Below are 19,154 nucleotides of genomic sequence, written 5' to 3'. Positions count from 1 at the left end.
GAACCTCTTTGACGACGGCGGGTACGCTAGCGCAAATTGGCTGAGGTTGATACCCATTCCATTCCAAAGATGGTTGCGGTCTCGACAAACTTTAGCGGTAGGTCTATTCCGTTGCCGGAATTAAATCGTTTCAAAGGAACCACGGCCATGGGCGAAAAGACAGAGAAACTCCTTTCCATCCTGAAACTGCAGCCCGTCGTGCCGGTTCTGATCGTCGACGACGTCAAGTCGGGCGTTTCGCTGGCGCGGGCGCTGGTCGCGGGCGGTCTGAAGGCTATCGAAATCACCATGCGCACGCCTGCAGCGCTCGACACTGTGCGCGCCGTGGCCGACGAGGTCGAGGGTGCCGAGGTCGGCGCCGGCACCATTCTCAATGCCAAGCATTGGGAAGCCGCGGTTGCCGCCGGCTCCAAGTTCATCGTCAGCCCGGGCACCACGCAGGAGCTGCTCGACGCGGCCCGCGATTCTTCAGTGCCGCTTCTGCCGGGTGCCGCGACCGCCAGCGAAGTCATGGCGCTGCGCGAAGAAGGCTACCAGGTGCTGAAGTTCTTCCCGGCCGAACAGGCCGGTGGTGCCGCCATGCTGAAGGCGTTCTCCTCACCGCTCGCTGGCACGCTGTTCTGCCCGACCGGCGGCATCTCGCTGAAGAACGCGATGGATTACCTGTCGCTTCCCAACGTCATCTGCGTCGGCGGCTCCTGGGTCGCACCGAAGGAACTGATCGCTGCAGGCGACTGGGCCGGCATCACCAAGCTCGCCGCCGAGGCGGCCGCGCTGAAGGGCTGAGGCGGCTTTCTCCTGACATTTTTGTGATCTGCATGGTGCGGGCGGCCTTGCCGCCCGCATTTGTATTCGTGCCGGGCGTACCTATCTTCCGTTTTAGCTTAAAAGGGAGACAATCAGGTATGTTCGACGCGAAGAAGCTTCTTGAGCAGTTTCTGGGATCACAGATTCCAGGTGTCGGCGGCAGCGTTCGCGATCGGGCGGGCGGCGCGATCGAGATGGCCAAGAACAATCCGTGGAAGGCAGGGGCGCTTGCGACCGCCGTGCTCGGCACCAAGACCGGCCGCAACATCGCCGGCAATGTCGCGACGATCGGCGGGCTCGCGGCCGTCGCCGGGCTCGGTTATCTCGCCTACAAGAACTACCAGTCGGGAAAATCGCCTGAGGCCACACCACAGCCGGCCGCAACCACAGGCCAGCCGATCGCGCTGCCGCCGCCGGATTCAGCCTTCAGCCTGGAAGGGCCGCAGCTCTCCAATGATTTCGCCCTGACGCTGATCCGCGCAATGATCGCCGCCGCCAAGGCCGACGGCCATATCGACGATGCCGAGCGCGCCAACATCATGGAAAAGGTGCGCGAAGTCGATCTCGGCTCGGAAGCCGAGGCCTTCCTGCGCAACGAACTCGCCAACCCCGTCGATATCGACGATCTCGTGGCCGCCGCGCGCACCGAGGAGCAGAAGGTCGAGCTCTATACCGCGACGCGGCTGACCATCAATCCCGACACCCGTGCCGAACGCGGCTATCTCGACCTGCTCGCCGGCCGCCTCTGCCTGCCGGACGCGCTGCTCGACCATATCGACGCGACCGTGTCGTCCGCCAAGGTCACGGCCTGAGTCGAAAAAGGCTTGCCGTTTGACGATTGGCAAGCCTGTGCTCGCGGCGAGTGGCACGGCCAGTTGCCTTTCGCCGGCGGCTGGCCTAAGCCCTTCTCCTCACCCGCAGGAGATTTTCGCATGGCCGACCCCAAATCCGACCGCCGCTCGCCGGCGATTGCCGCGGCGATCATCCTCGTCTGCGCCGGGCTCGTCATCTATTTCCTGCCGTCGGTGGTGCTGTGGATCGGCAATTACTCGCCGACGCTGGCGATCGTCGTCGGGGTGTGCCTGGTGATGGCGTTTTTCGCGGTGTTCTGGCTGCGGGCGCGGTATCAGCGTCGGCGGGGTGGGTGAAGGTTTAGGGTAGCCTTCATCTAGGTTGTGCCGTGCGGCCCCCTCATCCGACCCTTCGGGCTACCTTCTCCCCGTTGGGGCGAAGGGAAGATGGAGCGAGCGGCCTGCTACGAGTCTCTTCTCCCCCGCGGGGAGAAGGTGCCGGCAGGCGGATGAGGGGGCCACGCAGCACACCCTCACCAATCAACCCTACCCACCAAACCCCACACCCTGCAGCGACGCGCCGAGCAATAGCACGCCCATCACGATGACAAGCAGCGCGCCCAGCAACTCGATGCCGTTGCCCACCCATGTCGAGACGCGCGAGCCGTGGCCGGCGAGGCGCATGGCGGTGCCTTTGGCAGTCACGGCAAGCGTTGCGAGAATGGCGACGGTGATGGCGGTGCCGAGCGACATGGCGAAGACCGAGAGAACTCCGCCGAGATAGAGGCCGTTCAGCAAGGAGAAGGTGAGCACCAGCAGCGCGCCGGAGCAGGGGCGCAGCCCGACGGCGACGATTGCCGACCAGGCCTCGCGGATGCTGAACTTTTCCGCGCCGAGCATCGCGGGATCGGGCATGTGCGATTGGCCGCAGGTCTCGCAGGCCATGCCTGAAATGAACTTGTGGCCGGCCTTGGCGGCCTGGGTTTCACCGAAGGCGTAAGAGCTGCTTTCGCCCCGCTGGTCGGCGTCCTGCCAGTCGAGCATCATGCTGACGGGGCCGGATGCCAGCGCTTCCTGCCTTGGCTGGAAGGCCGGGATGATGGTGCGCAGCTTGCGCAGCAAAAGCCACAGGCCGAAGAGAATGACCATGACGAAGCTTGCGATCTCCATCGCCTGCGTGGCCATGGTGAGCGTGATGCCCGAGCCGCGCAGCACCAGCCAGGCACCGCCGACAAGCAGGATCGCGACCAGCCCCTGAACGAAGGCCGAGACGAAGGAGATGGCGACGCCGCGCTTCAGCTCGATCTCGTTGGCGATCATGTAGGAGGAGATGACAGCCTTGCCGTGGCCGGGGCCGGCGGCGTGGAAGACACCATACGCAAACGACAGGCCGACCAGCGTGCCGAGCTGCCAGGGATCCTCACGCATCGCCTTCAGCGCGTTGGTCAGCGCGCGATAGAAGGCCTGCTGCTCGTGATTGATGTAGAGAAACAGCGGCGCCAGCGGGCCGCCGGAGGGCTGGAAGCTCGGCTCCGCCGTGCCGATGCCGAGCGGCGATTGCGCATGCGCGGCGGCAAGGCCGGTCACGAGCAGCAGGCCGGCGGCGTAAAGCAGCAGCGTGGGCTTGCGCCTCAGCATGTGACGTCCAGCTTGGTGGCGAAGAGCTTCGACATGTTGGTGCCGGTCGGATCGTTGAAGAAGGCGTCGGTCAGCGATTGCTTGTTCTGCGAGATCACCTGGTCGGCATCGGGCCTCACCACCTGGTGCTTGCAGGCCTTGAAGGCGTCGCCGACGAGGATCATTTCCTTGTCGGTCGGAAAGTCGATCGAGGTGTAGAGCGTCGGGTCGTAGACACCGAAGGTGAGATTGCCCTTGAGCGGCATCTTCTCGACCGGCTTGACGGCGAAGAACATCAAGAGCTGGCCGTCGCGGTAATCGACGTGGATGATGTCGGGCTTCTGAACCGTCACGTTCTTCCCGTTCATCGTCAGGTTCATGTAGTAATCATAGTCGGCCAGTGAATCGCGGACCGTCTTGCCGACCTCGGCGAGCTCGTTCGGCTCCAGCTTCAGGTCGGTGTTCTTGTCGAAATCCATGACGACCGAGGAGGTGAAGACCTCGTCGAAACGCCAGACGTTGCGGAACTCCGCGACATTGCCGTCATCGCCGGCGACGACCTCGAGACGGGCCTCCACGAAGATATGCGGATGCGCGAAGGCTGCGGCTGGCACGAGCGTCAGAAAGCCGGCCGTCAGGAATGTCGATATCTTCATGCGTCCGCTAACTTCATCTCTAGAGTTCGGGCCAGGTTCGGTTGCCGGAAAGGCGATAAATCCGGGTGGGGCGGCCCAAATCAGTTGCTGAGATCTTGCCGGAAAATGGGACCGAATTGGGACCGGATTTCCTTGGGTTCGGCTTAGGGGTGCTTCTTGAACCAATTATAGAGGTAGTCGACGAAAATGCGCACCTTGGCCGGCAGGTAGCGGCGGTGCGGATAGACGGCGTAAATGCCGCGATCGGTGGCGATGTAGTCGTTGAAGAGCGTCACCAGCTCGCCGCTTTCGATCGGCTTGCGGGCGATGAAATCGGGAATGAAGGCGATGCCGATGCCCGACAGTGCGGCGCGCAGCGTCGCATGCGGGCTGTTGACCTCGATCGGGCCGGAGACGGCGACGGCAAACGAGGTGCCGTCAGGGTTCTGAAAGCGGATGCTGCCCTGGCTGCGCGAATTGGTGTCGATGATGAAGGGCACGTTGGAGAGGTCGGCCGGGTTCTGCAGTTGCGGATGACGCTCCAGAAACTCCGGCGTGGCGCAGAGATGAATGCGGAAATCCGAGATCTTGCGGGCGATCATGCCGGAATCCTCAAGCTTCGTCACCCGGATCGCCACGTCAAAGCCCTCCTCGATCAGGTCGACGAAGCGGTCGTCGGCGGAGATTTCCAGCTGGAGATCAGGGTTTTCGCGGGCGAAATCGATCAGCGACTGGCCGACATCGGCGTCGACATAAGTGCGCGGCACCGAGATTTTCAGCTTGCCCTTCAGCTGCGCGTTGTTCTCGCGCACGAGATCGGCAAGGTTGTCGATCTCCTTCAGGATGTCGGAGGCGGTGCGATAATAGGTGTGGCCGGCCTCGGTCATCGAGAACTGGCGGGTTGTGCGGTTCAAGAGCAGCGCGCCAAGCTCATCCTCGAGCTCGCGGACGTATTTCGACAGCAGCGCCTTGGACCGGCCGGTCTTGCGGGCGGCAGCGGAAAAACCCTCGGCTTCGACGACGTCGATGAAGGCGCGGATGCGGGTGAGGGTGTCCATATTGGCTCCGGAAGGTCGTTAGTCTTGCAGACCGAGCGCAAAAACAAGCGCCTTGTCCAGCCTTTGGAGATCCGCTTCGTTCAGCCGACCAATCACCGAGCCGATTCGCCGGCGCGGGACCGAGATCGGTTTATCCGCCATGATATCCGAGCGCAATTTCAATCCGTTATGGGCGGTCGGTTCGATGGTAACCCGGAACAGCGCGAGATCGTTGATCGTCGATGTGAATTGACACAGCGCTATCGCGTCATGTCCGCCATCTAGAATAATGTTGGAGGTGACCACAACAGCGGGACGTGGTTTGCCATAATCGCCAGCAATCGCGACGGTGACCATATCGCCACGCTTCATTCGGCGTCGCTGTCTTCATGATCGAGGGCCGTGACGGCTTCGATCCAGCGCATGGCTTCCTCTTCGTCTTCGGGGTCCAGCGCGGCGATGGCAGCCTTGGTTTGTGCGATCACGTCAGGATGGCGTGCGTCGGGAACAAGCAACCGAAGCTCGCGCATCGGCAGCCCGGTGCGCGTGTCTCTGACAGCGTCCTGCATCGACTTCTTCTTTCCTGCAGTCGACATAGCCAATCCCAAGAATATCCATTGTGGGCCGCGATTTGGACAATGTAATCGGTCAGCCTTCCTTATGCAAATTCGGCCTAGAGTTGCCGAATACGTTTTTTGGGCGAGGGTCAAAAAAACTCTTGATTATGACCGCGAATATTCTTATCTCGACCTCAGCCCAAAGTCGCACGTGCCCATGGGTGTCCGCCGAACCCTCGAATTGGTGAGGAAATCGGTAAGGTACCTGGAATTAACCCCTCCAGTCGCTATTCCGGCCAACCGGAAAATGCGAGGACGCCTGAAGCAACGACGGTGCGGGCCTTTTTGTTCTCTCCCTGCTTTCCATCAGCGGGGGTTACTGAAGAGGCACACCTTCATTGCCGGAAGTGCGGTAGGGATCCCCTCCAATCCATGGCAGACAAAGCCGAATCCATGTCGCTTTCGCGGCGTTGATTCATCATTCGCGCATTCGAGCGCTTGCTAAGGTTCCGGGGTCTCCACCGGCTGGTTCCTATGCGAGTGATCGGCTGCCCTTTGTCCTCCGGTTTTTCCGGAGCTCTGGAATTGAAAAGGGAATCGATATGACCACTCAGCGCATCCGCGACTTTCTCGCAACCCGACGTCCCGACGGTCCCTGCCTTGTGGTCGACCTCGACGTCGTGCGCGACAATTTCTCCGCTTTTCGTCACGCCATGCCTGACAGCGCCATCTACTACGCCGTCAAGGCAAACCCGGCTCCAGAAGTCCTGAAGCTGCTCGCCGACATGGGCTCCAACTTCGATTGCGCGTCCGTCGCCGAAATCGAAATGGCGCTCAACGCCGGTGCGACCGCTGCCCGTATCTCCTACGGCAACACGATCAAGAAGGAACGCGACGTTGCCCGCGCGCATGCGCTCGGCGTCAGCCTCTTTGCGGTCGACAGCCACGAGGAAGTCGAGAAGATCGCGCGTGCCGCTCCCGGCGCCCGCGTGTTCTGCCGCGTTCTGACCGATGGCGAAGGTGCTGAATGGCCGCTCAGCCGCAAGTTCGGCTGCGTCCCGCAGATGGCCGTCGACGTTCTCGTCTACGCGCATCAGCTGGGCCTCGAATCCTACGGTGTGTCGTTCCACGTCGGTTCGCAGATGACCAAGGTCGATGCCTGGGATTCGGCTCTTGCCGATGCCAAGCGCGTCTTCGTTCAGCTGGCCAAGCAGGGTATCCACCTGCAGATGGTCAACATGGGTGGCGGCTTCCCGACCAAGTACCTGCGCGACGTTCCGTCGGCCGAAGCTTACGGTCGTGCGATCTACCAGAGCCTTCGTGACCACTTCGGCAACAACCTGCCGAAGACGATCATCGAGCCGGGCCGCGGCATGGTCGGCAACGCCGGCGTCATCAAGACGGAAGTCGTGCTGATCTCGAAGAAGTCCGACAACGATGCCGCTCGCTGGGTGTTCCTCGACATCGGCAAGTTCGGCGGTCTGGCCGAAACGATGGACGAAGCCATTCGTTACCCGATCCGCACCGAGCGCGACGGCGACGAAATGGAGCCCTGCGTCATCGCCGGCCCGACCTGCGATTCCGCCGACGTGCTTTACGAGAAGAACCTCTACCCGCTGCCGCTCACCCTTTCGATCGGCGACGAGATCCTGATCGAAGGCACCGGCGCCTACACGACCACCTACTCGGCGGTCGCGTTCAACGGCTTCGAGCCGCTGAAGGCCTACATCATCTGATACCGCCGGCCCCGTAGCCAGCCGGGGCGGCACCTTCACAATGATCTGACGATACCGTTTGAAACGGTTTTGAGTTCGGGAGGCCACGATGGCCGCTGTTCTTGATTCTGTCCGCGCATTCTTTGCGCATTCCATTTTCACCATCGACGCCGAAAATGCCGGCGATGTCGTTGCGCGCGAGACCCTGCTCGATCGCGCCATGGGCCCGAACCGCCGCCGCAAGTCGTCGGAAAAGATCCGCCGTGGCCGTGTTCCGGCCGAAGGCCTGGCGCTGGTCGCGCGTGATCGCGACGGTCACGTCATCGGCACCGTGCGCCTGTGGAACGTCGAAGCCGGCGTCAATGCCGATGGCACTGCCATCGACGCGCTGCTGCTCGGACCGCTGGCGGTCGATTCCAGCTTCGAGGGCAAGGGTGTCGGCTCGGCGCTGATGCGCGCCGCCATGCTGGAAGCCAAGACCCGTGGTCACGGCGCCATCCTGCTTGTAGGCGATGCCCCTTATTACGAGCGTTTCGGCTTCTTTGCCGCAAAGGCTCAGCATCTCGTCATGCCTGGTCCGTTCGAACGCTCGCGCTTTCTGGCGCTCGAGCTTGTCGAGGGCTGGCTTGACGGCGCGGCCGGCATGATCGTCCCCACGGGGCGGATGCTGGCCAGCGCGCCGATCCGCAGGGCGGCCTGATCGGCTAAGCCTCTCCCCTAAAGGGAGGGGCTTTTTTGTTTCATTTCCAGTTTCAGGAAATCAGTTTGAAGGGGCGCCGGAAGAGCCGGCGGACTATGTTCCCCTCTGTATTCGCTGCGCCCGTAGTGTGAGGGCGCTTACTTGACGACGCCTATTTCACGACGCTGGCGTCGACCAGCTGTGTCCCGGCAGTCTGTACGATATTGTCCGGTATGGCGGCGATGAAAAACATCGTGAAAGCATAGACCGCGAATATGGTCGCTGCGGCTGTGGCCTTAAGAATCATTCATGCACTCCTAGTTCTCTGGTATCTAATGTGAGCGCAAAAGTCGGCTTTCCCAAGAGTTTTCTGAACGCCAGATGAACAAAAAACTGTGACGGTAAATTTTAACGATATTTTAGCAACACTGCAGCTTCGCCTTTATGGGGAAGAAATTCACTTTTCGTTCTAATAAAATGCAGAAAAAACAATCATATGGATGAAAATATGGGCGAGAATCATCCCCATGGCGTAGGGTCGGCGCATCATGAACGCGTCATCGAGCAGGGAGCCGGGTTCATGAACCGGTTCGGTCTCCGTTCATAATTCGGCGCTTGATGACGGTCGCGAAAGGTCGAATCGGATGCCGTCAGGGCAGATGATTCGTCCGGGGACGCCAGATCGAGAGACGCTCCTGTCGGTCTGATGAAGCCGGAAAGCCTGAAACGATCGGGCAGGCGGACCAGCCTGACACCCACTACTCAATACCTCGACCGCCTGCCTTCTCCCGTTTTTCACCGCCGTGGCCAGTCCGCGCGCGGATATTCGTGCTGCCCGCCGATCGGATGACTTGCCGCCGGCGAGATTCCGTAGGAATGTATTTTAGTGATCACTAAAACGTGAGGGCGAGCATATGACACGGTCTCTACTTCTTTCCCTTTCCGCCGCCTGCCTGCTGTCGCTTGCAGGCGCGTCGACTTCCTTTGCAGCAATCAAGACGGTGACGGCGAAGCCGACGGTCGAAACGATGGCACCGGGAGAATCCGTTCTCTTCGACGACAAGAAATGTCCGGCGGGGATGATCGCGAAATTCACCAAGGCGCAAAAGCGAACCCAGATGAACCGAAAATGCGTGCATCAATGATCTTGAGCCAAGCGCGATCATAAGGTTTCACATCCCTGTGAGATGGGTTGGACGGCCGATGATTTGATCTGCCGTCCAACATAGATAATGGCGCATGATCAAGCGCCTCGCATTTCTCTTCGTCCTGTCGCTCACGCCGGCCGTCGCATTCGCGCAGCAGGCCAACCCGGTTGCCACGCTGCTCGATGGTGGCTCGTCGCGCGAGGAGTTGCGGCCGCTGAAGGCTGTCATCGTCGCCAAGGATGGCGAGGTCATCGCCGAGCATGGCTATCGCGGCCATTCGACGCGTGAATCCGTCAACATCAAGTCGGCCTCCAAGTCGATCATCTCGAGCCTCGTCGGCATCGCCATCGGCAAGGGCCTGCTGGAAGGGCCGGACCAGAAGATCGCACCGATCCTGAAGGCCGACCTGCCCGATAATCCGGACCCGAGGCTCGGCGAGATCACCATCGGTAATCTGCTCTCGATGCAGGCGGGGCTTGGTCGCCTGTCGGGGCCCGACTACGGTCGTTTCGTGTCGTCGCGCAACTGGGTGCGGTTCGCGCTTGCGCAGCCCTTTGCCGATGAGCCGGGCGGGCAGATGCTCTATTCCACAGCCTCCACGCATCTCCTCTCGGCGATCCTGACCAAGGTCGGCGGGAAATCGACGCTCGCCTTGGCGCGCGAATGGCTGGCGCCGATCGATGGCTTTCGCATCGGTGCCTGGGAGCGGGATCCGCAGGGGATCTATCTCGGCGGCAATCAGATGGCGATGACCGCGCGCTCGCTGCTTGCCTTCGGCGAGCTCTACCGCAATGGCGGCAAGGCTCCAGATGGCACGCAGGTCGTGCCCGCCGATTGGGTCATCCAGTCCTGGCAGCACCGTACCAATTCGCGCTTCTCCGGTGACGACTACGGTTACGGCTGGTTCTCGCGGCAGATCGGCGGCGAGCAAGTGCATTTCGGCTGGGGCTATGGCGGCCAGATGCTCTATATCGTGCCGTCGCTGAAGCTCACCGTCGTGATGACGTCAGACGAGAACGGCCCCTCGGCGAGAACCGGTTATCGTGATGCCCTGCACGGGCTTCTCTCCGAGATCATTGCCGCCGCACGTCCTGTCTGAGCGGGGTTTTCGGCGCGTTGATTAAAATGCGACCGAGCGTTCCAATCAAAACGCAATAGCGATCTCGTAACGTGTCCGCGCCGGTGGATTGGAGGCGCGTACATGATTTTGGATCTGCGGACGATCTACGTCGTCTCCGCCATGACGCTGCTGGTTCTCGGAAGCGCGCATATGGTGAGCTATTGGACCGGGCGGTTCGGCCGCTGGCCGGCCTGGTGGGGCGCCAGCTATCTGGTGCTCGGCGTCGGCACGCTGCTCGTCTGCCTGCGCAATTTCATTCCCTATGTGCTGTCGATCCAGCTTGGCAATGTGCTGACCATTGCCGGCTACCTGCTGTCGTTCTTCGCCATCCGCGTGCTCGCCGGCCGGCCGGCGTCGATGCGCGTTTGTGCGCTGGCGCTCGTCTGCATCAGCCTCCCGGTTGCGGCTCTGCCCTCCGGCGATATGTCTGTGTCTGTGCGGCTGTTCTATGTTTCGGCCATCTGCTGCCTGTGCGATCTGGCGGTGCTGCGCGAGGGGATCGGCATCTACAGGCGCGAGAAGCTTTTCTCGGCAGGCCTGCTGGCATGGCTCTATCTGCCGACGGCGGCGATTTTCCTGGTGCGTAGCGTCATGGCGGCAACGGGGGAGATTGCGGGTCCCGATCCCTACGGCGCCACCGTCGCCCATAGCTGGATGGCGTCGACGGCGGTCATTTTCCTGGCGCTGCGCAGCATGCTGATCGTGCTGATGGCGGCCGAGCGCAACAGGAGCGAACTGATCGCGCTGGCGCATCATGATCCGTTGACGGGCGCTCTCAATCGCGGCGGGCTGGCGCAACGGCTGCCGGTGCGCGACGCCCACGCGTTGGCGCTTCTGGTGGTCGATATCGATCACTTCAAGCAGCTGAACGATCAGCACGGTCATCTCGTCGGAGACGATGTGCTCCGGCTGTTTTCAAGTGCGGCGCGCAGCGTGCTGGGGCCCGATGATCTCTTGTCGCGCCACGGCGGCGACGAGTTTCTCGTGGTGCTGAAGAATACCGCCGAGGACGGGGCGATTGCCGTCGCCGAGCGGATGCGGCTGGAATTTTCGGAGCAGGTTTCGGCGATGGCAGTGTTCGCGTCGCTTCCGACGCTGAGTATCGGCGTTGCCGCCTGCAGCGGCCCGGATATCGACTTCAAGAAGCTTCTGGGGCGGGCCGATACGGCGCTCTACGCCTCCAAGCGCCAGGGCCGCGACCGGGTAGAGGCATCACCGGCGCAGGAGCAGGCGGCCTAGAGCATTTGTTATTACGCAATTCCGGACGCAAAACCGCGCTGCACTTTTGCTGGAATTGCTTTAGCCCGAACTCAGATATTCTGGTCCATGCTCTCGGCGGGGATTTCGCTGGCGGAATGGATGCGCACCACCGCCGCCGGGACACCGGCCACCGTGCAATGCGCTGGAACCGGCTTCACCACCACACTGCCGGCCGCCACCTTGCTAAAGGCGCCGATCTCGATATTGCCGAGGATCTTGGCGCCTGCGCCGATCATCACGCCGCGGCGGATCTTCGGGTGGCGGTCTCCAGTTTCCTTGCCGGTGCCGCCCAGCGTGACGCCCTGGAGGATGGAGACCTCGTCCTCGATGACGGCAGTCTCGCCGATGACGATACCGGAGCCGTGGTCGAGCATGATGCCGGAGCCGATCCTTGCCGCCGGATGGATATCCGGGCCGAAGACCAGCGAGGCGAGATTAGCAAGCCAGCTGGCGATCTCGACGCGGCCTTCGTTCCACAATTTGTGGGCGGCGCGGTGGATCTGCAGGGCGTGGAAGCCCTTCAGGTTGAGCAGCGCATGCAGATAGGTCGTGCAGGCCGGATCGCGCTTGCGCACTGCCATCAGGTCGGCCTGGATCTCGGTCAGAATATCAGATGTCAGCGTCTCCTGGAGGAGCGTCGTCAGAGCCGCCGTATCGACATCGGCGCGCGCGAGGCGCGCGGCGAGCACGCGGGCGACGATTGCGCTATCCGCAGCCTCGATTACCTGCGATGTCAGAAGAGGCCGCAGCACCGGTTCGCGTTCGCACAGCGCCAGGGCCTCGGCGCGGATCAACACCCATGCCGATGCATCGTTGGCGGCTGCGGTTTCGGCGATGGCGGTTCTGGTCTGCGACATCTGGCTCAGCTCTCTGTTTTCACGCCCATTGCTTTCAAGCGTGTCTTTATCCCGAAACCGGAGGCCAGTCTCGGGATAAGTGTCTTAAAGCGTGTCGCGATCCTTCGGATGCGCTCGTCACGCTTTAAGATTTTTGTTCTGTCGCATGTCGGTGCCGCAAAACCGCTGCACACTTTCGCTCGTCACGCTTTAGGCGGCGATATCGACCACGCCGCAATCGCCGGCTTCCGAAGCGAAGGCCAGCAGCTTGCCGTTCCTGCTCCAGCTCATGGCCGTGATCGCACCCTTGCCGGGGCGGCGGATCAGCGCTTCCTTGCTGTCGGCGAGGCGAACGGCGAGGATCATGCCGTCGATGAAGCCGATGGCGAGAATGTCCTCGGCCGGATGGAACTTGACCGATGTCGCCATGATGTTGGCGCGGGTGCCGAGCTCGAGCGGCGACCTGCCCATCGGGCCGTCCTTGCCCTGGAAGGGCCAGACGATGGCAGCCGGAGCGCCTGATGAGGCCAGCCACTTGCCCTTGGCCGACCAGGAGAGCGACTTGACCTTGGCGGGGTAGCCGGTCATGCGCATGTGGCGGGCTTCGGCGCCAGGCTTGGTGTCGAGCTTCCAGCCATGGAGCGCGTTTTCCTGCATGGTCGTGACGAGGAAGTTGCCATCCGGCGAGAAGGTGACGCCGGTATGAGCGCCCTTCCATTCGAGATCGACGGGCTTGGCTTCGCCCACAACCCAATGCAGCGACACGCCATTATAGCGGGCGGCAGCGACGCGCATGCCCTTGGGGGCAAAGGCGAGGCCTTCGACCGTGCGCTCCTCGGTGAATTCGCGGGTGGTGCCGTCAGAAAGGCGAACGATCGCGCTCTTGCCGTGGGAATAGGCGATGGCGCCCTGCGGGCCGGCGGCGAGCTGCGAGATCCACTTGCGCGGCGCATGCGCCAGCTCGGTGACGCTGCCATCGGCGGCAATCCGCAGCACCTTGCCGTCTTCGCCGCCCGAGATCAGGCTTTCGCTATAGGGATCGCGGATGCAGGTGAGCATGCCCTGATGGGCTTCGGTGACCTTTTCCGAACCGTCCAGCCGGTGAAACGTGCCGGTGGCGCTGGCGAAGAAGGGGGTATCACCTAAAAATTCGACGGCCAGGATATGGCCGTCGAGATCAAACGGGGCAACAGTCGGCATCAGGCAGCGGCCTCGCACGCCTTGAAGGAGGCTTCGAGCTTTTCGCGGTCAAGCTCGCGGCCGATGAAGACGAGACGGGTCTCGCGCTTCTCGCCGTCCTTCCAGGCGCGCTGGTGGTCGCCTTCGATGATCATGTGCACGCCCTGAACGACATAGCGCTCGGCATCGTCCTTGAAGGCGATGATGCCCTTGAGACGCAGGATGTTCGGGCCCTGCGTCTGGGTGATCTTCTGGATCCAGGGGAAGAAACGGTCTGGATTCATCTCGCCGCCGCGCAGCGACACCGACTGCACCGTCACGTCATGGATCGGGGAGACGGCGCCATGGTGATGGTGGTCGTGTCCATGATCGTGGTGGTGATGGTCATGCCCGTGGTCATGATCGTGGTGATGATGATCATGATCATGGTCGTGCGCATGGTGATGGTGGCCATGGTCGTGGCCGCAATCGGGACCGCAGACATGGTCGGGGTGATCGTGGTCGAGGAAGTGCGGGTCGTTTTCCAGCGCGCGTTCCAGGTTGAAGGCGCCCTGGTCGAGCACGCGGGCGAGATCGACGCCGGAGCGGCTGGTCTTGTAGACGCGGGCCGACGGGTTGATGGCGCGCACGACGTCTTCGATCTGCGCCAGCTCTTCCGGGGTGACGAGGTCGGTCTTGTTGATCAGGACGACGTCGGCAAAGGCGATCTGGTCTTCGGCCTCGCGGCTGTCTTTCAGCCGCAGCGGCAGGTGTTTGGCATCGACGAGGGCGACCACGGCATCGAGCTCGGTCTTGGCGCGGACGTCGTCATCCATGAAGAAGGTCTGGGCAACAGGCACCGGATCGGCAAGGCCCGTCGTCTCGACGATGATGCCGTCGAAACGGCCGGGGCGGCGCATCAGGCCTTCGACGACGCGGATCAGGTCGCCGCGCACCGTGCAACAGACACAGCCGTTGTTCATCTCGTAGATCTCTTCGTCGGATTCGACGATGAGGTCGTTGTCGATGCCGATCTCGCCGAACTCGTTGACGATGACGGCATACTTCTTGCCATGCGCTTCCGTCAGGATGCGATTCAACAGCGTCGTCTTGCCGGCGCCGAGGTAGCCGGTGAGAACGGTGACGGGGATGGGCTTGGGTTGCGTCTGGAGAGCGTCGGTCATGAGAACCTCGATAGGTGGGGGCTTGCTCGGGTGTTTATCCCGGGCCTTTCAAATTCGTCGTCTCATATAAGGGGTGCGGCGCGGCAGTTCAAAGGGATTCGTATGTTATAAGATCACATTAGGATGTGGCGCGCGGAATCGCGGATTTCACGTCGGTCTTTGAGAAGTCGTTGCCGATATAGAGCAGTGGGCAGTCGAATTCCTTGGCGGTGGCGTAGGAGAAGCAATCGCCAAAGTTTAGGGAAGCTGGGTGAAAGCCTTTGCCCCATGCAGAATAAATATCAGAAACGAAGCGTGCCCGACCGTCGGTTACCGGGATGACCTCACCGATTGACGCGTTAATGATATCCAGCAATTCCGGTAAACGGTTCGCGCGAAGCGCCACAATCTGAGCCTCCGCGAGCGTGCCGGCAGAGATGATCACCTTTTGAACGCTCGCCATTGCCTTTGAGCAGATATAGGCATCTTGCTCATCCTTGACGATGGCGATCAACGCTGACGTGTCGACCGCGATCATCCCGGCAATCCGTTTTCGTCGTAAAGGAAGTCCTGACTATGGGCGGCGTCAGTCTCGAAATTTGCCGGGCCTTTTTCGCGGCCTCGTTGCCTCACCCTGTCGAAGACCGCCATTCTTTCTTCGGGCGGTAAGGGCGATCTGGCAATCGGGAAGAGTTGGAGAGAAGGTTGTCCTTCCTCGGTGAAAATGATGTCGGCGCCGTCTTGTGCTAGCTTTGCAATACGCGAAAATTCGCGTTCAGCCTCTTTCACGGAAATGCGCATGCGGGCCTCCTTGGTGAGCCACTGCGATTGCAATCAATATGATGAAAAGCCCGCGCCGATACAAGCGGCCCGCTATGTCAGCGTGTCCACGTCGAAGGCGTCCATATCTTCCAGCAATTCCACCAGGCCCTTCACCGCGTGGGCGATCAGCGCCTCGCCTTTTGCGGTGGTCGCTTTGGCGGCGTTGCCAGCGACGCCCTGACTGTTGAGGTCGGACATTTTCCAGCCGAAGGCGTGGGGGCCGTAGGCGCGCAGGTGCTTGTAGCGAGCCGCGAAGTCGGATTGGCGGGAGGGGAAATTTTCGGCTTTTGCCATGTCCACCTTGTCCGGATGCAGCGCCAGCATGACCGAGGTCTCGATGTCGCCGCCGTGGATGTCGATCGCCTTTTCTTCCGGCGAGATCACGCCATCAGGCAGGCCGAAGCGGGTCCAGCTGGTGGCGACGGCAAGCATGTTGAAGCGCACGCGGGCTTCCGTCGCGACAACAGTCATCAGCGGCGAGTTGCCGCCATGAGCGTTGAGCAAAACGAACTTGCGGATGCCCTGTCGCGACAGTTTTTCGGCGATGCCGAGCCAGCGTTCGATCGCTTCGCCGTAGGTCAGCGTTTGCGTTCCTGTCACATCCATATGCTCGATTGAGTAGCCAACTGATTCCGTCGGCAGGAAGGTCACGGGAAGCGTTTTGGGAAGCGCGGTTTTGAGCCTGCTAACGATGCCGTTGGCGATCAGCGTATCGGTATCGAAGGGAAGGTGAGGGCCGTGCTGTTCATGGGCGCCGAGCGGCAGGACAACGATGTGCCGGTTGCGCTGCGCACCAGAAAATTGCGGATCGTGGTCGTCGAACTCGGTCGCTGGCGCGTTCATCCGGCTAAGGCCTCTTGTTTATGACGAGATCATGCGCAATGTCATAACGCAACGATCTCAATGCTTAATGCATAAGCCTTTAAATCAAAATGGATTTGGAGGAAGGCTTAGGCGCCAAATGAAACTGTTGCCGTCCCTCACAACCTCAATTGGGTGCAGGGCGCGGCAAGATCAAAGGGACGGCAATGGGTAAGAAGCACAAGGACGGCAAGAAGCAGAAGTCGAAGAAGAAGGACCAGACCGAATATACGGTGGTCGATCTTTCGCCGGCTTTGACGCAAGCCGCCCGATCGATGCGCACCGTGCTCTCCCGCAACCTTCTGGAGAGCGGGCTCTATGCCGGGCAGGATGGCGTCATCACCTCTCTCGCCGAAAGCGACGGCATGACGGCGGGCGCTCTGGCGCACAAGCTCGGCGTCAAGGCGCCGACCATGACGCGCACGATCGGCCGCATGGAGGCCCAGGGCTTTCTCGAGCGCAAGGCCGATGCCGACGACGCGCGCCTCACCAAGGTCTACCTCACCGATCTCGGCCGCGGCAGTGTTGCTGCCATCGAGCAGGCTGCGACAGCCTGCGACCGGCTGGCGACGCTCGATTTCTCCGAGAAGGAAATCCGCAATCTGGTGCGGCTTCTGAAGGCGATCGACGGCAATCTGCAGGCCGATGCCATCGTGCTCGACGAGCCGGATGAAATCTGACGGTTTTGTGAAATTAGAAATTGCCTGCTCCGGTTTAATCTTTTAATTAAACATTTTAAGGACGCCCGGCTCACAGCTGGCCGGGTGCATATGTTCATCGCGCGTCACAGTCCTTCCGCGCGATCCGGGAGGCACAGTGGCGCAGAAGATCAAGCTTTCGACGATCGCCGAAACGCTCGGCATTTCCACCGCAACCGTATCCCTGGCGCTCCGCGACAGCCCGCTGGTCGCCGGCGCCACCCGCGACAAGATCAAGGAACAGGCGCGCGCGCTCGGCTATATCTACAATCGCCGCGCGGCCAGCCTGCGCACCTCGCGCTCGGGCATCATCGGCGTCGTCGTGCACGACATCATGAACCCGTTCTACGGGGAAATCCTGAAAGCGATCGAAAGCGAGCTCGACCGCAGCCGGCACACCTTCATTCTTTCCAACCATTACGATTCCGTCGAAAAGCAGCGCACCTTCATCGAGACGCTGCTGCAGCTCGGCGGCGACGGCGTCATCATGTCGCCGGCGATCGGTACCCCGCCGGAGGACATGCAGCTCGCCGAGGATAATGGCATGCCGGCCATTCTGGTCGCCCGCTCCTTGGATGGGTCTGATCTCCCGACCTATCGCGGCGACGACAGCTACGGCATCTCGCTTGCCACCAATCATCTGATCGGCCTCGGTCATCGCTCGATCGCCATGATCGGCGGCACCGACCAGACCTCCACCGGCCGCGACCGCTACCAGGGTTATGTCAACGCGCTGCGCAAGGCGGAGATCGAGGTCGATCCCGGCCTGCGCATTCCGGGCCCCCGCTCGATGCAGGGCGGCTTCGAGGCGGCGGTGCATTTCCTGTCCCTGCCGCAGAAGCCGACGGCTGCCGTCTGCTGGAACGATCTGGTCGCCATCGGCCTGATGAACGGCATCGCCCGCGCCGGTCTCGTGCCCGGCACCGATATTTCCGTGACCGGCTATGACGACCTCGAGGAGGCGTCGATCTCGATGCCGGCGCTGACAACCGTGTGGAACGGCCAGGCCGAAGTAGGCCGGCTTGCCGCCCGCGCGCTGCTCGATCGCCTCGCCGGCAGCCATGAACCCGACGGCATCCATCTCATCAAGCCCGAGATGCGCATCCGCCAATCGACCAGCCCCATCCGGCCCCGGTCATAATCCCGCCCTTTATCCCAAATTTCCAAGGGCGCGCGACAATCGAAGAGGAAAAGCAATGTCCCGTACCGCTGTTCTCGTTCCGGGGAAAATGCACGAGCGCGTTCTGGCGCGCCTGAGGCAAGGTTTTGACGTCATCGAGGCCGACGCCAAGTCGCTCGACGCGGAGACCGCAGGCCGTATTCGCGGTGTCGCCGTATCCGGCACTTTCTCCGCCGCCGATATCGATGCGCTGCCCAGTCTGGAGCTGATCTCCAGCTTCGGCGTCGGCTATGACAATGTCGACGCCAAGCATGCGGCGACCAAGGACGTGGTAGTCACCAACACCCCTGATGTCCTCAACGACGAAGTGGCCGACACCGCGATCGGCCTGCTGCTCAACACCATCCGCGAGTTTCCGCGCGCCGAAAACTGGCTGCGCGCCGGCAACTGGAAGCCGGGGCAGAGCTATCCGCTGTCGCGTTTCTCACTGAAGGGCCGCCATGTCGGCTTCTACGGCCTCGGCCGCATCGGCCAGGAGATCGCCAAGCGGCTGGAGCCGTTCAAGGTGAAGATCAGCTACCACACCCGCACGCGCAACGAGGCGCTGCCCTATGATCACTATCCGACGCTGGGGGGTCTCGCCGAAGCCGTCGATACGATGATCGCGATCGTGCCGAAGACGCCGCAGACGCACAAGACCGTTACTGCCGATATCTTGAAGGCGCTCGGGCCGGATGGCGTGTTCATCAATGTCGGGCGCGGCTGGACGGTCGATGAAGATGCGCTGATCGAGGCGCTGTCCTCCGGTGCCTTGGGTGCTGCCGGTCTCGACGTGTTTTATGACGAACCGAACGTTCCAGCAGCGCTGATGGCGCTCCCGAACGCCGTGCTGTTGCCGCACATCGCTTCGGGCTCGGTTCCGACCCGGGATGCGATGGCCGATCTGGTGGTCGACAATCTGGTTGGGTGGTTCGATGCGCGCAAGCCGCTGACGCCGGTGGCCGAGACGCCCGTCAAGGGGTGACGGTTTTGGGGCGGGCGGTGCTTTGTGACCGCCCTCGCGGTTACTCCATCCCCGTTGCATTCTTGGATGCGTGCTTAGATCCTCGGGACGAGCCCGAGGATGACGG

Annotated in this window: 23 protein-coding genes; 11 read left to right on the top strand and 12 right to left on the bottom strand. The window is 61.8% G+C overall.

What is annotated here, in order from left to right; translation table 11 throughout:
* Window positions 1–147: 147 nt before the first annotated feature.
* From ACODTZ_RS30135 to ACODTZ_RS30125, 3 genes are all read left to right on the top strand, one after another.
* A complete protein-coding gene (locus ACODTZ_RS30135; protein WP_047509676.1) occupies window positions 148–786 on the top strand; it encodes a 2-dehydro-3-deoxy-phosphogluconate aldolase in 639 nt (212 codons plus the stop codon).
* Window positions 787–905: 119 nt separating this feature from the next.
* Window positions 906–1,619 (top strand): tellurite resistance TerB family protein, encoded by a 714-nt coding sequence (locus ACODTZ_RS30130; RefSeq protein WP_489030250.1) that lies wholly within the window; start codon window positions 906–908, stop codon window positions 1,617–1,619.
* A 120-nt stretch (window positions 1,620–1,739) separates the two neighbouring features.
* On the top strand, window positions 1,740–1,955 hold the full coding sequence (locus ACODTZ_RS30125) for a hypothetical protein (RefSeq protein ID WP_018901949.1): 216 nt from the start codon (window positions 1,740–1,742) through the stop codon (window positions 1,953–1,955).
* Window positions 1,956–2,144: 189 nt separating this feature from the next.
* Here the strand turns inward: ACODTZ_RS30125 and ACODTZ_RS30120 are convergent, their stop codons facing one another.
* The 5 genes from ACODTZ_RS30120 to ACODTZ_RS30100 form a co-directional block, all read right to left on the bottom strand.
* Entirely contained in the window at window positions 2,145–3,236 is a 1,092-nt protein-coding gene (locus tag ACODTZ_RS30120; RefSeq protein ID WP_489030247.1) for a nickel/cobalt transporter, read from the bottom strand.
* On the bottom strand, window positions 3,230–3,871 hold the full coding sequence (locus ACODTZ_RS30115; protein ID WP_413395858.1) for a DUF1007 family protein: 642 nt from the start codon (window positions 3,869–3,871) through the stop codon (window positions 3,230–3,232). Before ACODTZ_RS30115 ends, ACODTZ_RS30120 begins: the two co-directional genes overlap by 7 nt.
* A gap of 143 nt (window positions 3,872–4,014) precedes the next feature.
* Entirely contained in the window at window positions 4,015–4,908 is an 894-nt protein-coding gene (locus ACODTZ_RS30110) for a LysR family transcriptional regulator (RefSeq protein ID WP_047509896.1), read from the bottom strand.
* Window positions 4,909–4,926: 18 nt separating this feature from the next.
* The gene (locus ACODTZ_RS30105) at window positions 4,927–5,259 is read right to left on the bottom strand and encodes a type II toxin-antitoxin system PemK/MazF family toxin (protein ID WP_489030245.1); all 333 of its coding nucleotides are present in this window, start codon (window positions 5,257–5,259) and stop codon (window positions 4,927–4,929) included.
* Window positions 5,256–5,483, bottom strand: coding sequence for an antitoxin MazE-like protein (locus ACODTZ_RS30100; RefSeq protein WP_489030243.1), 228 nt, complete (start codon window positions 5,481–5,483; stop codon window positions 5,256–5,258). The genes ACODTZ_RS30105 and ACODTZ_RS30100 overlap by 4 nt, the downstream gene beginning before the upstream one ends.
* 563 nt (window positions 5,484–6,046) lie before the next feature.
* Between ACODTZ_RS30100 and odc2 the strand changes: the two genes are divergently transcribed.
* Together odc2 and ACODTZ_RS30090 are read left to right on the top strand one after the other, a co-directional pair.
* The gene (gene odc2 / locus ACODTZ_RS30095; RefSeq protein ID WP_018901943.1) at window positions 6,047–7,180 is read left to right on the top strand and encodes an ornithine/lysine decarboxylase; all 1,134 of its coding nucleotides are present in this window, start codon (window positions 6,047–6,049) and stop codon (window positions 7,178–7,180) included.
* An 88-nt stretch (window positions 7,181–7,268) separates the two neighbouring features.
* On the top strand, window positions 7,269–7,859 hold the full coding sequence (locus ACODTZ_RS30090) for a GNAT family N-acetyltransferase (protein ID WP_209191720.1): 591 nt from the start codon (window positions 7,269–7,271) through the stop codon (window positions 7,857–7,859).
* A 151-nt stretch (window positions 7,860–8,010) separates the two neighbouring features.
* Here ACODTZ_RS30090 and ACODTZ_RS30085 read toward each other — a convergent pair whose 3' ends face one another.
* Window positions 8,011–8,145, bottom strand: a complete 135-nt coding sequence (locus ACODTZ_RS30085; RefSeq protein ID WP_018901941.1) for a hypothetical protein — start codon at window positions 8,143–8,145, stop codon at window positions 8,011–8,013.
* A 607-nt stretch (window positions 8,146–8,752) separates the two neighbouring features.
* Between ACODTZ_RS30085 and ACODTZ_RS30080 the strand changes: the two genes are divergently transcribed.
* The 3 genes from ACODTZ_RS30080 to ACODTZ_RS30070 all read left to right on the top strand — a co-directional run bounded on the left by ACODTZ_RS30080 (window position 8,753) and on the right by ACODTZ_RS30070 (window position 11,345).
* Window positions 8,753–8,983, top strand: coding sequence for a DUF6719 family protein (locus ACODTZ_RS30080; RefSeq protein WP_489030240.1), 231 nt, complete (start codon window positions 8,753–8,755; stop codon window positions 8,981–8,983).
* 94 nt (window positions 8,984–9,077) lie between these two features.
* The gene (locus ACODTZ_RS30075; RefSeq protein WP_489030238.1) at window positions 9,078–10,085 is read left to right on the top strand and encodes a serine hydrolase domain-containing protein; all 1,008 of its coding nucleotides are present in this window, start codon (window positions 9,078–9,080) and stop codon (window positions 10,083–10,085) included.
* Between the two features lie 102 nt (window positions 10,086–10,187).
* Complete coding sequence (locus ACODTZ_RS30070; protein WP_489030236.1) at window positions 10,188–11,345, top strand: GGDEF domain-containing protein; 1,158 nt, start codon at window positions 10,188–10,190, stop codon at window positions 11,343–11,345.
* 71 nt (window positions 11,346–11,416) lie between these two features.
* On the opposite strand, the gene cysE is transcribed toward ACODTZ_RS30070, so the two are convergent.
* From cysE to ACODTZ_RS30040, 6 genes are all read right to left on the bottom strand, one after another.
* Window positions 11,417–12,223 carry a serine O-acetyltransferase gene (gene cysE, locus ACODTZ_RS30065; protein ID WP_489030234.1) on the bottom strand — a complete coding sequence of 269 codons (807 nt, stop codon included), beginning with the start codon at window positions 12,221–12,223 and terminating at the stop codon, window positions 11,417–11,419.
* A 189-nt stretch (window positions 12,224–12,412) separates the two neighbouring features.
* Window positions 12,413–13,402, bottom strand: coding sequence for a WD40 repeat domain-containing protein (locus ACODTZ_RS30060; RefSeq protein WP_489030232.1), 990 nt, complete (start codon window positions 13,400–13,402; stop codon window positions 12,413–12,415).
* The gene (locus tag ACODTZ_RS30055; protein WP_489030230.1) at window positions 13,402–14,544 is read right to left on the bottom strand and encodes a CobW family GTP-binding protein; all 1,143 of its coding nucleotides are present in this window, start codon (window positions 14,542–14,544) and stop codon (window positions 13,402–13,404) included. The genes ACODTZ_RS30060 and ACODTZ_RS30055 overlap by 1 nt, the downstream gene beginning before the upstream one ends.
* A gap of 118 nt (window positions 14,545–14,662) precedes the next feature.
* Complete coding sequence (locus ACODTZ_RS30050) at window positions 14,663–15,061, bottom strand: type II toxin-antitoxin system VapC family toxin (RefSeq protein WP_489030228.1); 399 nt, start codon at window positions 15,059–15,061, stop codon at window positions 14,663–14,665.
* The gene (locus ACODTZ_RS30045; protein WP_489030226.1) at window positions 15,058–15,324 is read right to left on the bottom strand and encodes a type II toxin-antitoxin system prevent-host-death family antitoxin; all 267 of its coding nucleotides are present in this window, start codon (window positions 15,322–15,324) and stop codon (window positions 15,058–15,060) included. The genes ACODTZ_RS30050 and ACODTZ_RS30045 overlap by 4 nt, the downstream gene beginning before the upstream one ends.
* Window positions 15,325–15,396: 72 nt before the next feature.
* Window positions 15,397–16,188, bottom strand: a complete 792-nt coding sequence (locus tag ACODTZ_RS30040; RefSeq protein ID WP_489030224.1) for a creatininase family protein — start codon at window positions 16,186–16,188, stop codon at window positions 15,397–15,399.
* Window positions 16,189–16,373: 185 nt separating this feature from the next.
* On the opposite strand from ACODTZ_RS30040, the gene ACODTZ_RS30035 reads away from it, so the two are divergent.
* The 3 genes from ACODTZ_RS30035 to ACODTZ_RS30025 all read left to right on the top strand — a co-directional run bounded on the left by ACODTZ_RS30035 (window position 16,374) and on the right by ACODTZ_RS30025 (window position 19,048).
* On the top strand, window positions 16,374–16,886 hold the full coding sequence (locus tag ACODTZ_RS30035) for a MarR family winged helix-turn-helix transcriptional regulator (protein WP_026283624.1): 513 nt from the start codon (window positions 16,374–16,376) through the stop codon (window positions 16,884–16,886).
* 136 nt (window positions 16,887–17,022) lie between these two features.
* Window positions 17,023–18,045 carry a LacI family DNA-binding transcriptional regulator gene (locus ACODTZ_RS30030; RefSeq protein ID WP_047509648.1) on the top strand — a complete coding sequence of 341 codons (1,023 nt, stop codon included), beginning with the start codon at window positions 17,023–17,025 and terminating at the stop codon, window positions 18,043–18,045.
* Between the two features lie 55 nt (window positions 18,046–18,100).
* On the top strand, window positions 18,101–19,048 hold the full coding sequence (locus tag ACODTZ_RS30025; protein WP_489030221.1) for a 2-hydroxyacid dehydrogenase: 948 nt from the start codon (window positions 18,101–18,103) through the stop codon (window positions 19,046–19,048).
* Window positions 19,049–19,154: the final 106 nt, after the last annotated feature.

The organism is Rhizobium sp. FG113, from assembly GCF_057809895.1.
The sequence above is the reverse complement of the archived record's forward strand: the minus strand, read 5'-3'. Positions and strand labels throughout refer to the sequence as shown.

Excerpts from the sequence above, each read along its gene's own strand:
- ACODTZ_RS30135 (WP_047509676.1), top strand. The coding sequence starts at position 148 with ATGGGCGAAAAGACAGAGAAACTCCTTTCCATCCTGAAACTGCAGCCC.
- ACODTZ_RS30130 (WP_489030250.1), top strand. The coding sequence starts at position 906 with ATGTTCGACGCGAAGAAGCTTCTTGAGCAGTTTCTGGGATCACAGATT.
- ACODTZ_RS30125 (WP_018901949.1), top strand. The coding sequence starts at position 1,740 with ATGGCCGACCCCAAATCCGACCGCCGCTCGCCGGCGATTGCCGCGGCG.
- ACODTZ_RS30120 (WP_489030247.1), bottom strand. The coding sequence starts at position 3,236 with ATGCTGAGGCGCAAGCCCACGCTGCTGCTTTACGCCGCCGGCCTGCTG.
- ACODTZ_RS30115 (WP_413395858.1), bottom strand. The coding sequence starts at position 3,871 with ATGAAGATATCGACATTCCTGACGGCCGGCTTTCTGACGCTCGTGCCA.
- ACODTZ_RS30110 (WP_047509896.1), bottom strand. The coding sequence starts at position 4,908 with ATGGACACCCTCACCCGCATCCGCGCCTTCATCGACGTCGTCGAAGCC.
- ACODTZ_RS30105 (WP_489030245.1), bottom strand. The coding sequence starts at position 5,259 with ATGAAGCGTGGCGATATGGTCACCGTCGCGATTGCTGGCGATTATGGC.
- ACODTZ_RS30100 (WP_489030243.1), bottom strand. The coding sequence starts at position 5,483 with ATGTCGACTGCAGGAAAGAAGAAGTCGATGCAGGACGCTGTCAGAGAC.
- odc2 (WP_018901943.1), top strand. The coding sequence starts at position 6,047 with ATGACCACTCAGCGCATCCGCGACTTTCTCGCAACCCGACGTCCCGAC.
- ACODTZ_RS30090 (WP_209191720.1), top strand. The coding sequence starts at position 7,269 with ATGGCCGCTGTTCTTGATTCTGTCCGCGCATTCTTTGCGCATTCCATT.
- ACODTZ_RS30085 (WP_018901941.1), bottom strand. The coding sequence starts at position 8,145 with ATGATTCTTAAGGCCACAGCCGCAGCGACCATATTCGCGGTCTATGCT.
- ACODTZ_RS30080 (WP_489030240.1), top strand. The coding sequence starts at position 8,753 with ATGACACGGTCTCTACTTCTTTCCCTTTCCGCCGCCTGCCTGCTGTCG.
- ACODTZ_RS30075 (WP_489030238.1), top strand. The coding sequence starts at position 9,078 with ATGATCAAGCGCCTCGCATTTCTCTTCGTCCTGTCGCTCACGCCGGCC.
- ACODTZ_RS30070 (WP_489030236.1), top strand. The coding sequence starts at position 10,188 with ATGATTTTGGATCTGCGGACGATCTACGTCGTCTCCGCCATGACGCTG.
- cysE (WP_489030234.1), bottom strand. The coding sequence starts at position 12,223 with ATGTCGCAGACCAGAACCGCCATCGCCGAAACCGCAGCCGCCAACGAT.
- ACODTZ_RS30060 (WP_489030232.1), bottom strand. The coding sequence starts at position 13,402 with ATGCCGACTGTTGCCCCGTTTGATCTCGACGGCCATATCCTGGCCGTC.
- ACODTZ_RS30055 (WP_489030230.1), bottom strand. The coding sequence starts at position 14,544 with ATGACCGACGCTCTCCAGACGCAACCCAAGCCCATCCCCGTCACCGTT.
- ACODTZ_RS30050 (WP_489030228.1), bottom strand. The coding sequence starts at position 15,061 with ATGATCGCGGTCGACACGTCAGCGTTGATCGCCATCGTCAAGGATGAG.
- ACODTZ_RS30045 (WP_489030226.1), bottom strand. The coding sequence starts at position 15,324 with ATGCGCATTTCCGTGAAAGAGGCTGAACGCGAATTTTCGCGTATTGCA.
- ACODTZ_RS30040 (WP_489030224.1), bottom strand. The coding sequence starts at position 16,188 with ATGAACGCGCCAGCGACCGAGTTCGACGACCACGATCCGCAATTTTCT.
- ACODTZ_RS30035 (WP_026283624.1), top strand. The coding sequence starts at position 16,374 with ATGGGTAAGAAGCACAAGGACGGCAAGAAGCAGAAGTCGAAGAAGAAG.
- ACODTZ_RS30025 (WP_489030221.1), top strand. The coding sequence starts at position 18,101 with ATGTCCCGTACCGCTGTTCTCGTTCCGGGGAAAATGCACGAGCGCGTT.